Origin of the sequence: Luteibacter aegosomaticola, assembly GCF_023078475.1 — a bacterium.
Taxonomy (GTDB): Bacteria; Pseudomonadota; Gammaproteobacteria; order Xanthomonadales; family Rhodanobacteraceae; genus Luteibacter; species Luteibacter aegosomaticola.
Genome location: NZ_CP095741.1, coordinates 1506569 through 1520617 on the forward strand (window position 1 = coordinate 1506569; position 14049 = coordinate 1520617).

Sequence of the window (14049 nt, forward strand, 5' to 3'; positions counted from 1 at the left end):
ACATGGGCCCGATCCCCCTCGGACCGGCGAGGCGCGAGGCAGCTCCGCCCCGGCATGCGGGCATTCATACCAGATCGCAATTACAAACGCACGCATCGCAGGATCATGGCCGAAAACGCATCAGGTATCGCGAGAAATTGTGATACACGTATCATTTTGCGATGTGGCCGCTCCGTACATTACGAGCGCGCTAACAGGGGTGCCGGGCGGACCGACGGCATACATGAAGGGAAGGCTGGCAGGGCGCCGGCCACAGGGGATGTGCTTATGCTTTCGCAGTGGACGCGTGCTAAGCACGCGCGCGGGATGCTCGCTTCGTGGTTTGCCGTGGCCGTGCTGGCGTTGTTCGCCACCGGACCCGCCGCCGCCACGCAATACGTCTATGACGCGAATGGCCGCCTGGTGGTCGTAACCGACGACAGTGGTGAGAGTGCCCGCTACGTCTACGACGCCATGGGCAACATTTTGCGCATCGAGCGCGTGCAGGCTTCCGAGCTACGCATCTTCGCGATGACGCCTTCCCATGGCACGGTCGACACACCGGTATCCATCCGGGGCCAGGGCTTCGAAAGCGTTGCGGCCAACAACACCGTGCAGTTCAACGGGGTTCCGGCCACGGTGTCTTCGGCGACCGCTAACGAACTGAAGGTCACCGTGCCCTATGCCGCGACGACGGGCCCGGTCACGGTCAGCGTCGGTTCTCGCACGGCGGCCAGCGACACGCCCTTTACCGTTGACGAAACAGGCCTGCCGCCGGTCATCGGCCAGGTGTCGCCCGATATCGCCGTCGTCGGCACATCCATCGGTATCGATGGTTCGCATCTCTATCCCATCCCTGGCAAGACGTCGTTGCGCATCGGTGGCCGTTCACTCGATATCGGGCAGGGGACGACCAACCAACATCTGGCAGCGGTACTTCCACCTTCGGCAAGCAGCGGCCGCGTTAGCGTGCAGACGCCCTACGGCACCGCGGAAAGCGTGCAGAGTGTGCTTGTGGTGCCAGCGGGTATCGACCCGGCCAACGTGCACTCACGTAGCGTCGCCACACTCGATACCAGCTCGGGCCATGTCGACCTGACCGACGGCAACAGCTACGGCGCCGTGATGTTCGACAGCGAAGGCCGCTCGTGGATCAGCCTGCAACTGGCGAACTTCTCGGGAAGCTCGGGCAACATCGGCTACACCGTCTACGCGCCGGGTAACGTTGCGGTGCTGCAGGGCACCGTGTCGGCCAATGCGCCGTCGATCCACCTGGGCCGCCTGCAGGGTGCGGGCACCTATATGGTGCTGTTCCGCCCGAATGATGGCGGTTCGTCGTCGTTCGATCTTTCTGCCGTTTCTAACGTGGCCTTCGGTGACGACGAACTCACCCTCGTCACCCAGGTGCCGTCGCAGAGCGTGCGCGCCATCTTCAACGCCCAGGCCAAGGACACGCTGGTGGTGAAGATCGCCGGTGCGACCACGGAGCCGGGCAACGTGGCCGTGACGTACTCGGTGTACACGCCTTCGGGCGCGTTCTACACGAGCGGCGTTGCGTCGGGCGCCGGTTCCATCAACCTGCCCAATCTGCCCATGGGCGGTACCTGGCAGGTCGTGGCCGCGCCGGGTGTCGGTGTGAAGGGCAGCATGCGCGTCTCGGTGATCAAAGGTACGACCGGCGTCCTCATTCCTGGTGCTGCCCCAGTCTCGCTGGAGGCGAAGTCCCCCGGCCAGAACGTGTACATGAATTTCCACGCCAATCCGTTTGACGACGTGGATGTGACGGTGGCGAACGCAACGCTTACCGATACGACGCAGACGTATTACGAAGTGCATGTGTACGCGGCGGCGGGCAACGAAGTCGCCTATACGTCCTGCTACACCACGTACCCCGGCGGTAACTGCAATCTGCACCTCTGGTACATGAACGAGGGTGACTACCAGGTCGTGGTGGTGCCGTACTACGGCGGTACGCTGCATCTGGATGCTACGCTCCAGAAGCAACTCACTGGTCGTACGCTAGCCCATGATGAGACCATGGGTATCGATCTTGCTCTGGGCCAGGCCGAGCGCCTGACCTTCGATGCCAAGGCGGGCGACACGCTGGCCATGTTCATCAGCAACACCCGCACGACGCCGCAAGGGCAGAACCTGCGGTTCCTCGTCTACCGTCCGGACGCGGGCTACATCACGACGCAGACCCGCGCTTACACCGATTTTTCCACCACTGGCTCCCGCGTTATCGATCTGCCTAACCTGCCGGTCACCGGACGGTATACGGTCATTGTGTTGCCAGACTACGGGCTGCCGGTGGCGGCACAGATCAGCCTGTTGACAGGGACCACGGCGACGCTCGCGACGAACGCGGCGCCCATCACACTGGACACGCACGCTCCTGGCCAGTCGATGTACGTAGACTTCGATGCCACGGCGGGCGAGCGCATGGAGCTCACCTTCACGGGAGCTGTGCTCACTAACGCTAGCTACGGTGCGTACCAGGTCAATATTCAGGACGCCGCGGGCCGCTTTGTCCAGGGACGCACGTGCTATATGGGCGACGTCGGTTGCCAGTTCCACCTGTGGTATCTGCCCGCAGGGCATTACCGCGCGACCATAACCATGGATTGGGGTGGCACGTTCCATGTTCAGGCCGGCATCCGTGATGTCATCACCGGCCGTCAGCTCGCGGTGGATACACCTGCGCACATCTCGCTCGACAGCGGCAATGCCGAGCACGTGACATTCCACGCCAATGCGGGCGATACCCTCGCGTTCGCCGTAAACAGCCTGACGACCACGCCGGCCGGGCAGAGCGCCCGCTACATCATCTATCGCGCCGACGCCGGGGCGATTGCCACGGCGACACCCGCCTATACCGAGTTCAGCACATACGGGCCACGCCTGATTGACCTGCCGAACCTGCCGGTCACGGGTGACTACACGATCGCGATCCTCTCCGACACGGGTGTCGGCATCGATACCACGGTACAGCTGATTAGTGGCGAAGTTGGCAGCTTGCCGGCGGACGGCACCGCGGGGCACTTCGATACGCGTGGCTCGGGCCAGTCGACCTATGTTGATTTCTCGGCCTACCAGGGTGAAAACCTGGAACTTTCGTTCTGGAATATCGTGCAGGCCGGCGCAAGCTACGGCGCCTATAGCGTGAACATCCGCGACTCGGCGGGTCGGAACATCAGCGGCACCACGTGCTATACGGGCGATCCGGGATGCGAATTCCATCTTTGGAACCTTCCTGCCGGTAGCTACCGTGCCACGATCACCACGGATTGGGGCGGTACGCTTTCGTTCGATGCCGCCGCGCGGCCGCACAAGGTGCTTCCGCAGCTCACGGGCGACCAGCCGGTTTCGGCGTCGTTCGTCCGTGGCGAGGCCGGTCGCCTGACGTTCCATGCCAATGCGGGTGACACGCTTGCACTCGTGGAGTCCGGTATCAAGACCGATCCCGTCGGACGTAACGTCCGTTTCCTGGTCTATCGCCCGGACGCCGGAACGATCACGACTTCCACACCTTCCTACACGGACTTCAGCCGTGCAGGCGACCAGTTGCTGGACCTGCCCAATCTCCCTGTCACGGGTGATTACACGGTCGTGATCCTTCCGGACTACGGTGTGCCTGCGGACGTGAAGCTGGCTATCGTAGGTGGCCTCACCGGTTCGGTGCCCGCCGATGGCGCGCCGCATACGTTCGAAAGCAATGCGGCCACACAAACGGCTTATCTGGACTTCACGGCTGCCCGTGGGGCAAATCTCGAGCTGGTGTTCTCGAACGTGGTGCAGACGGGGGCGAGCTACGGCGCCTACAGCGTGGATATCCGCGATGAAGTGGGTCGTAGTATCGGCGGGACCACTTGCTACACATCTGACCCTGGCTGCGAATTCCATCTGTGGGCGCTGGCAGGTGGCAAGTACCGCGCCACTGTCTCGCTCAACTGGGGTGGTAGCCTTAAGTTCGACGCCACGGTGACGCCCAATCGTACCGGCCGCGTGCTTGCGTTCGACGCGCCTGCGTCGTTCGATCTCGGCACGGGTCAGGTGGAGCGTCTGACGTTCCATGCGAACGCCGGGGATACCGTCGCTTTGCAGGAAACCGGTATCGTTACGGCCCCTGTGGGCCGCGACGTTCGCTTCCTCGTCTATCGCCCCGATGTGGGTGTGATCACGACGAGCACGCCGGCGTACCTCGATTTCACCCGCTCGGGTAATCAGGTAGCCGACCTGCCGACGTTGCCGGTGACGGGCGACTACACCGTCATGGTCATGCCTGGCTATGGTGTGCCGGCGCACGTCCGTCTCGATCTCATACCGGGTACGACCGGCACTCTGGTGAAGGATGCGTTGCCGCAGACCTTTACGGTACCGACGCCTGGCCAGACGGCTTACCTGAATTTCCACGCGGATGCCTTCGACGACCTCGAGCTTACGCTTGCGAACGTGCCGGCCAATGGGAGCACTGCCGGCTGGTATCGCGTGGAGGTTTACGATGCCACGAACCGTCAGGTCGCGAGCGCGACCTGTTACTACGGTGATCCCGGTTGCCAGACGCATCTGTGGTACCTGGCCGAAGGTAACTACCGCGCCGTGGTCACGCTTAACAACGGTGCCGTCGGACAGTTCGATGCGGTGCTTACTTCGCACAAGAAGGGCGTGCATCTGTCGAATGGCGACGATCAGGCCATCATCCTTGGGCTAGGCCAGGCTCAACGCCTGACGTTCGACGCCAATGCGGGTGATACGCGTACCTTGCTCGTGCAGGATGTGCTCACCTCGCCGGTGGGTCGGAATGTGCGTGTGATGGTGTTCTCTCCATCGTCCGGTGCCATCACGAACGGCACGGGCCGGATCCTGGAAGATACCGCGAGCGGCAACCGCCTGTTCACGCTCTCGAACCTGCCGGTCACCGGTACCTACACCGTGATGGTGCTCGGAGATTATGGTGTTGCCGGGTCGCTCAAGCTGACCGAAGACTTCGTCCGTTCCGGCGATACGCCCGCGCCGAAGCCCGCGAATATCGTTATCGATGCGGCATCGAAGCATTTTGCGTGGGAATCTCCCGATCCGGCGGTATCGCTCGTCTTCACCGCCTCAGTCGGCCAGAACGTCGATTTCGCCATCAATAACGTTACCGGTACGACCGGGTTCTATCTCAACGCCTACGACCCGTCGGGTGCGGGCATCGGAAGTAGCTACTGCTCGACCGACCAACCTGCGTGCACCATCGATTTCTGGAACACCAAGCCGGGTAGCTACACGATCTCCATGTCGCCTTCGAACGGGACAGGCATGGCGTTCGATGCGGTCGTACGCAGTAATCCGAATGGCGGGACCTTGCAGCGCGGTACGGCCAAGGTCGTGTCGGGCGAGTTTGGAGATCTCATTCGCTATACGTTCGATGCGTCCAAGGGCGAGACGGTAGCGCTGTACGTTTCCGATCTCCTGACCACTCCGCAAGGACGTAACGTGGGTGTTCGCGTGTATCGCCCGGACGGCGGTTTGATTCAGCCGAGCTCGTACATGACCAATGTCGTCACGAGCGATCGTTCAACGATCAATATCAACAGCATCCCCGTTTCAGGCACGTATACCGTCGTCGTCAACTCCGATTGGCTGATGCCGTTTACAGCGAAACTTCTGCTTGTGCCTGGCGTGACAGGTTCGGTTTTGACGCCGGACGCTACAACGACACATATCGAGTCCAATGCACCGGCCGAAACGGCGTGGTTCGATGTGGATGGCGGCCAGGGCGGCAACTTCGAACTTTTCCTCAACAACATGAATCTTCAGGACGGTAATAGCTACTACACCGTCTCCCTGTTCAACTCGGCCGGCGTGCAGCTCGACAACTTCGTCTGCTACTCGTCGGATCCGTCGTGCTCCCGTGACATGTGGAACCTGGCGCCAGGGATGTACCGGGTGGCCGTGATTCCGCAGTACAACACCTCGAAGCCGGCTTTCGACGCGGCGTTCGTTCGCAACAAGGAGAAAGGAAAGCTCCAGCGTGGTGTGGCGGCCGATATCACTCACGGTGGCGGCGACATCCTGCGCTACACGTTTGATGCGACTCAGGGCGAAACCATCGGTCTGGCGCTCTCGTCGATCACCACCAACCCGGGCGGCCGCAATACCGCGATCCGGGTCTATCGCCCCGATGGCGGAATCATCGTGCCCAACGGTGCCTATTCGTCCGGGTATACGTCAAATGTGGCCACCCTCAACCTTACGGATCTCCCGGCGACGGGTACGTACACGGTCCTGGTCCACAGCGACTACCTCCTTCCGGGCAGTGGACAGTTGACCCTTGTGGGTGCCGCATCCGGTGCTGTGCTTACCGAGGCATCTCCCCTTCATGCCGCGGCCAAATCGGCTGGACAGAACGTCTATTTCGACGTCGACGTGGGGTCCGGTGGTGCCTATGAGCTGGCCCTGTCCAACGCATCGACCGGCGATGGCGCCGACAACTACTACCAGGTCTTCCTCTACAACCCGGTTGGCGTGCAGCTCGATAGCTACTATTGCTATCCATCCAATCCGAGTTGCTCGCGCGATATGTGGAACCTGGCTGCGGGCAGGTATCACGTGATCGTCCAGCCGGGCTATTCGTCATCGACGATGTCCTTCGACGCGACGCTCCGTGCCCATGCCAGCAAGGGCGTACTCACCCGGAACAGTCCGGCCGATATCACCCGTATTTTTGGCCAGGAGCTGCGCTATACGTTCCAGGGTACGACGGGTGAAACCGTGGCGCTACGCGTGGATAGTCCCGCCTCGACGCCGAGTGGGTTCAACACGGTGGTGCGCGTGTACCGGCCCGATGGCGGTGTCATCACTGACGGCACGAAGTACAGCTGGATGTCCGGTACGGGCGCGCAGACGCTAAACCTGCCGAACCTCCCGTCCACGGGTACTTACACCGTGATCGTCAACACGGACTACCTGATAGCCGCTACAGGCACGCTCACGCTCGTGGATGGCGCGACCGGGCATACGCTCACCGATGGCGTTGTTACGCACCTCGAGGCGAATGCGGCAGGGCAAAACGTGTATTTCGACCTGGATCTTTCGTCGGTAACCAATGCTGAGCTGATGTTCTACGGCGCATCGTCGAATGACGGCGGCGACAACTACTACCAAGTGTTCATTTTCAGCCCGGCCGGCGTGCAGGTCGATAACTACTATTGCTACCCGTCGTCGCCTGGTTGTGTTCGTGATATGTGGGACATGCCGCGCGGCGTCTACCACGTCTTGATTCAACCGGGTTATGCATCGTCGCGCATGACCTTCGATGCCGTGGTGAGGGCCAATACCGTGAAGGGCGATCTCGTCCGCGGCGTGCCCGCCGACGTTGCCCACGAGAATGGCGGCTTCCTGCGCTACACGTTCACCGCGAATGCCGGTGAAACACTGGCGCTTAAGCTGTCGGACATCACCACGTCACCGCCTGGCCTGGGTACCTACATCAGGGTGTACCGGCCCAATGGCGGTCGTATCCTTCCGAATGGCTTCTATAGCCAGGTAGGTGCACGTGACTACCTGCTGGCGAACCTGCCAGACCTGCCAGAGAGCGGTGTCTATACGGTCATCGTGCACACCGACTATGGCGTCGGCGGCGGTGGCAAGCTCACGCTGGTTCCTGGAGTTACCGGTATCGATCTCAGCGACGGTGCTGCCGTGCATGCGCGTGGCAATGCGCCAGGCCAGGCGATCTACATGGATCTGGATGTCGCGACGGGAGGTCACTTCGAGTTGACGCTTTCGGCGACTGCACAGGACCCGTCAGTCAACTACATCTCAGTCGCGCTGCTGAATGCTGCTGGTGCACAAGTCGACGCCTATTACTGCGACACGGCGAGCAACTGCGCGAGGGATTATTGGAACCTGGCTTCGGGGCACTACCGCGTGGTTGCGACGCCGGGTTATTCCACCGACCAGATCGGCTTCGACGCCCGCTTCATCAGGAATGTTGAAGGTGGTCCGCTAACGAAGGACGTTCCGGTGGATATCGCCCATGCCCTTGGCGAGGATCTCCGCTACACGTTCACTGCGCATCGCAAGGATAACCTCGCACTGCGTCTCGCTGCGGCATCGACGATCCCGGCAGGTCGCGCAACGTATGTGCGCGTCTACAGGCCCGATGGCGGTCTGATCACGCCGGACAACCGCTACGCGATCCTCGGCAGCTACGGCAACGACACGCTGAACCTGCCGAACCTCCCGGTGGATGGCACATACACCGTGATCGTCAATAGCGACGCATTGTCGGGCGGCCAGGGCTCGCTCACCCTCACCACGGGGACCTCGCCATGACGCGTGGTTCCGGCACCAACGAACAGCAAAGCACGACCGACAGGACGCAGGGGAAGGTCATGGACAAATGGAAGCTTACGGGTTCGGGTGCGCTCATCGCCCTGAGTGCACTGGCGGCGGCGGTCGCCTACCACCACCCCATCGCGGTCCGCGTGGCGGTGCCCGGGCCCTTCGCCACCGACCGGTTGTCGGATGAGGCGCAGGTCGCATTGGGGGATGGCCGGACGCTCACTTTGGGTGGCGGCGTGCTTACGCTCGGCGACAAGCACATCGCGCTGACGACTCCTCGTCACTTTGCGTCGCTTACCGCCATGCCCACGGGTCAGGTGCTGATCTGGGGTGGTGTGGATAATGAGGGTCGCCTGGTCGAGACGGGCGAGTGGTTCGAGCCATCGACTGGTGCGCTGGTGACGACGGGCCGGCTAGGCCTGCCGGTGCGTGCCGCGCATACCTTGAGCGTGTTGTCGGACGGCTCGCTCGCGATGACTGGCGGCTGGGGTCCGGGTAACGTGCCGGCGCATGAAGTGGCCGTGTGGCGTCCGCTGGATCGCAGCCTTTCGGTTGAGCCGGGCGACACGGCCCATGCGCGCCTTGGTGGTGAAGCGGTGTTGCTGGCCGACGGCACGTTGAAGGTCACGGGTGGTATCGACGACGTGGGCCGGCCGGTCCACGACGCGTGGCAGTTCGGTACGCCCGAGCGCCATGATGCGGGTACGCCCGGTATCGCCGCGTCCTATCCGCTCAAGGATGCGCGTAGCGCCTCGCCCATCGGTCCGCTTGCCTTGCGGTTCGACGAGCCAATCGATGCCGCCCAGCTTAACGGTACGGTCTCCCTGCTTGGCCCCAATGGCGTGGTGAAGACCCGCGTGGTGGGTGCCGAGAACGGCCGCCTTGCCTTCATCCAGCTGCCCGACGAGCTGTACCCGTCGGCGCGTTACACCATCTTCGTCCAGGGCCTGCATACCGCGGGCGGCAAGCCGGTCCCGTACGAAGCGATCGGCTTCACGACCCGCGCTGCACGCAATGGCGTGGTGCTGGCCGGTGAAGGCAAGCGCCCCGGCACCGACGCAGCGAAGCCCACCGAGCCGGCCGTCTATGTCATGGCCGGTGAAGGCAAAGCCAAGCCCTGCAAACCGGGCGATGCGTTTCACCTGTGCCGTGACAAGGGCGAGGTGAAGGACGGTGCGTTCTACCCGGGCCAGGACAACGTGGCGACGGCCTCGGGCGGCCACTGGCGTTTGTACAAGGATCGCCAGAGCCTGCCTGATACGAAGCAGTTGGAAGCGAACCTTCCCAAGGGCGCCACGGCGCTGATCGGCCAGGTGCGCCGGATCGACGAGACGCCCGTCGCGAACGTCGCCATCACCATCGGTGAGCAGACCGTCCAGACCGATGCCCATGGTGTGTTCGTGCTGCAGAACCTCCAGTCGGGCCGCCGTGAGCTGTTCGTCGACGGTGGTCCGGCCGGCAAGCCGGGTACCGAGTACGGCCGCTTCATCGTGGGCGCCGACGTCACTGCGGCGACCGTGAATCACATGCCGTTCGTGATGTACCTGCCGCGCGTGCTCGAGCGCGACAAGATCCCGCTGCCGTCGCCGACCACGCGCGAAACGGTGCTCACCCACCCGGACATGCCGGGCCTGGAGCTGCGCATCCCGGCCGGCGCGGTGTTCAAGGACCGCAACGGCAAGGTGCTCAACGAGATCGCGATCGTGCCCACGCCGGTGGACCACGCACCGTTCCCGCTACCCGACAACTTCCCGATGTACTTCACCATCCAGCCCGGCGATGCGGTGGTGCAGGGCATGACACCGGAGGCGGCGAAGGGTATCCAGGTCGTCTATCCGAACTACGGCAAGCAGAAGCCGGCGGACAAGGCGGATTTTTGGGTGTACTCGGCCGAGAAGGGCTGGGAGATGTACGGGGCGGGGCATGTGTCCAGCGATGCCAGCCAGCTGGTGGCGGATAAGGACACGCGGCTGGTTTGGGCGTTGGGTGCGGGTGCTTCGACTAACTCGGATCAACCCGACAATGACAAGCCGACATGTGGCGCCAAGGACGGCGATCCCGTCGATCTGCAGACGGGCATTTTCTACGAGAACAACTTAGACCTGTCCTTGAAGGACACGGTTCCTATTGGCGTCGATCGATCCATTAACGGACTCTATTCCCCAAGCTCCCCATTTGGTCTGGGAACTGGTAGTTCGCTCACAATGACCATCTCGAGCGACAACCTCAGTAATCCTAAGGTGGTCCTTTCCTGTGGCGAACCGATCAAGTTTGACCTCGCGGCTGGATCGGCGGTATGGCCACTGGTCGGCACTGTCTGGCGGCACACCAGTTCAGACTCTAGCTTCTACGGAGCAACGCTGCAGTTCCTTAATGACAGTACGCCCGAAGGCGCACATTGGGTTCTTTCGACGACCGATGGCCATCAGTACTGGTTTGATCGTCACGCACCGAACAAGCTCTACCTCCAGAAAGATCGAAACGGAAATACGACTCGATACGAGTACACAAGCGGCCTGTTGACTAGGATAATTTCGACAAACGGGAAAGCTCTCGAAATTGGCTACAACAGTCAAAACCTAATTTCACATGCAGCGGATGAGACTGGCCGGTCAGTTCAGTACGCCTATCATGCCCTTGATGTTCCCTCCGGGACGACAGCCGGCTGGGTCCTGGATCGTGTGACGTATTGGGACGGCTCTCATGAAGACTACACGTACGTCAAGAATGCTTCGAGCGGCGCACTGGCCGAAACCTGGCTTGTGGAATCCATCCGAGATCGCCGCGGAAATCTAAAGGTGCGGAACACGTACGATCCGTCGTCAAACCGGGTGACGAAGCAGACGTATGCTGACGACTCAACGATGACGTTTGCGTATGAGAACGACGCAACCGGGCACATCTCTTCGGTGGTCGTTGAGCGACGGGATGGGTCGCGTGTCAGATACGAATTCGACCCGACGAGCCGGTACACATCGAAGGTCATTACTGGCTACGGTAGTAGTTCTGAGGAGACCACGAACTACCAGCGCGACCGAAGTGGACTTGTCAATGAAGTGATCGATTCGCTCGGTCGGAAGACGTCTTACAAGTACGACGGAAATGGTAATAAGATCAGTGAGATTAAACTCTCTGGTTCGGCCTCGCCGAACGTAACAGAATTCGAATACAACGGTGACAACGATCTTGTGCTGACGCGCGACCCAATGGGTCATCAAACGAAATTCACCTACGCGGATGGTTGCCAGGTAAAAAAAGAGGACGCGCAGGGTGCAGTCTGGAAATCAGAGTGCGATACAAGCGGTCGCGTCGTCACGGTTACCGACCCGTTGGGTAATATGCGTGAACGCCAATTTCGTGGCGGCGATCTCGTTGCTGAGATCGCCGCTAAAGGAGGGGTGACCGCCATGACCTACGACTACGCCGGTCGAGTTACCTCGCGAACATTGCCGGACGGTTCCGTCACCCAGCTTGAGTACAGTGGTGATGACTTGGTCATTCGTGCAGTGGATCGGCAAAATGAAGCCACTGCTTACGCGTACGACGGGAACGGTAATGTGACCGAAGTTACGTTGCCAAACGGTGGGAAGATCACCTACGCGTACGACCCGATGAATCGCCTGACGTCGATGACTGATCCTGTCGGGAAGGTTGAGGAGTGGGCATACGATAAGATGGGCAGAGTCGCATCTCATCGTTTGCGTGATGGCAGTGAGACCACCTTCTCCTACGATGAGCTCGGCCGGTTGCGCCTGAAAGGCTTTTCTGACGGCTCTGGAATCCAGGCCTCGTATGACGGTGCCAGCCGTTTGACGGAGCTTTTGGATAGCGAATCGGGCTCGATATCTTGGGCGTATGATGAACTCGATCGTCCTATCAGCGAAGATTCGGTACGTGGGCACCTTTCTTATTCGTACGACGCCAGTGGACGACGTATTTCCCTCTCCGTTAATTCGCAGGCGCCTATCGAGTTTGGCTATGATGAAGTCGATCGATTGCAGCGTGTAGCCCAAAAAGGGCGAGTGGTAAAACTTTCCTACGACTCATCAGGGCGGAAAGTCGAAACGGTGTTTCCCAATGGAGTTACTGGATCTACGACCTATGACCAAGACGGAAATGCCGTCGGTATTGTCTATAAGAAGACAGATGGGACGGTTATTCAGTCCAGGAGTTATAGCTTCGATATGGCTGGCCGAAAGATCGTGCAGACGGACGATGTCCCATCAGTCCTTCTCTCGAAGCCATATGACGCAAGCTCCATTTTCGACAAGGCTAACCGCCCTGTTGAGTTTGGTGGTTTTGGTGTCAAAAGTGACGAGAATGGCTCGCTCACTGATGATGGTAAATCGAAGTACGAATGGAATGCCCGAGGCCAGCTTACTTCTATAAGCCTCCCGACCGGCGAACGGATTGACTACAGATACGACGCCCTTGGCCGGCGTACGGAACGACGCGCTGCTTCTGTTACGTCATACCTTTACGATGGACAAAATCCTGTGGTCGAATCCACGGACGGGCAGGAAAAAACGTTCCTAAATGGCGATAGGCTTGATCATCGCTACGCCGCGCTTGCGGCGACCGGCGAGTTGGATTTTTTGGTAGACGAACTAGGCACTGTCGTTGCCACAACTGACGAAAGTCAGTCTCTCGTAAGTCGGTACGCCTACGATGCTTTCGGGCTGCCCGCAACCTCCGACGAACAGAATCGCTTTCAGTTTACCGGTCGGGAATGGGAGGGGGAGGGACTTTATTACTTCCGGGCTCGTTACTATTCGGCAGAGATGGGGCGGTTCATAAGCGAGGACCCCATGCGTTTCGATGGTGGTGGCCCTAATTTCTTTAGTTATGTTGGCAATGCACCAACCATGTATTCTGACCCGACGGGACTATGTCCTGAAGGTGGTGACTGGTGGCCGTTCGGAAAGAAGAAGAGTGAGCCAACCGGGGAAATTGATCCGACGAAGGGTCCAAAGTGTCCTTTGCCGATGCCGAACGATCCGCTAAAGCCGATCCCAGTCCCGGGAGGTGGCATGATGGGTTGCCATGCAGCGATGCTCGAAAAAATCGTGAAATGCAGCAAGAAGTGTCCGGGTGTATTGGATCGTACTGCGTGCATTGAAGAATGGCGCATTCGCGAGCCGGCCTGCGTAGCGGACCATGCGGGGGAATAACATGAAAGGAAGGCTGTTTCGGTGGGGCGGCGGCTTGCTCCTCTTGGCCGCCTGCGCCCTCATTGCTTGGGGCGCATACTGGGCCGGATTCACCAAGGCGCTGCAAATTGGCCAATTCATCAATCGAGGGCAGGAGCTCTCACGGGCGAAGGAGTTTGAGGTGCTGGCTGCAAAACTCGATTCCGGAAAGAACGAAGAAGTCCGTGCGCACCTCCAGACTCTTTCCGGCATTTTGAAGGAGCAAGCGAGCGTTCCAGGCAGCGAAAATCTGTCACTCGCGGATGTCCTTGTACCGACGGCGGGGCTTTCGCTCATTCGTGACTATGAGGCGGCTCGATCTGCGGAAGATAAGAGGCTCACGGACCAGAAATCGCGCTAAATCAATGGCCTTGGCTGGCAGGGAGACTGCCAGCGGATGGTGTGATCCGTTGAACGGGCTAGCCGCGATAACTTAGGTTCTTGCGGCGCCTATCGCCTGTCGTGATGCCGTGAGACATCAAAGCAAGGAGCGCTAATGTAGGCGAGGTCGAGCTAGTCGTTTCCTTCGTGCCTGCAGGCCGCCTCGCAT

At 60.5% G+C, this 14049-nt stretch carries 3 protein-coding genes; all 3 read left to right on the forward strand.

Annotated features, from left to right (window positions below; all coding sequences use genetic code 11):
- Positions 1-267 precede the first annotated feature (267 nt).
- From L2Y96_RS06690 to L2Y96_RS06700, 3 genes are read left to right on the forward strand one after another with little or no spacing between them, the layout of a single operon-like run.
- On the forward strand, positions 268-8301 hold the full coding sequence (locus L2Y96_RS06690; RefSeq protein WP_247334391.1) for an IPT/TIG domain-containing protein: 8034 nt from the start codon (positions 268-270) through the stop codon (positions 8299-8301).
- A complete protein-coding gene (locus tag L2Y96_RS06695) occupies positions 8298-13481 on the forward strand; it encodes an RHS repeat domain-containing protein (RefSeq protein ID WP_247334393.1) in 5184 nt (1727 codons plus the stop codon). The genes L2Y96_RS06690 and L2Y96_RS06695 overlap by 4 nt, the downstream gene beginning before the upstream one ends.
- 1 nt (position 13482) lies before the next feature.
- Positions 13483-13860 carry a hypothetical protein gene (locus L2Y96_RS06700; protein WP_247334401.1) on the forward strand — a complete coding sequence of 126 codons (378 nt, stop codon included), beginning with the start codon at positions 13483-13485 and terminating at the stop codon, positions 13858-13860.
- The last annotated feature ends 189 nt before the right edge of the window (positions 13861-14049 follow it).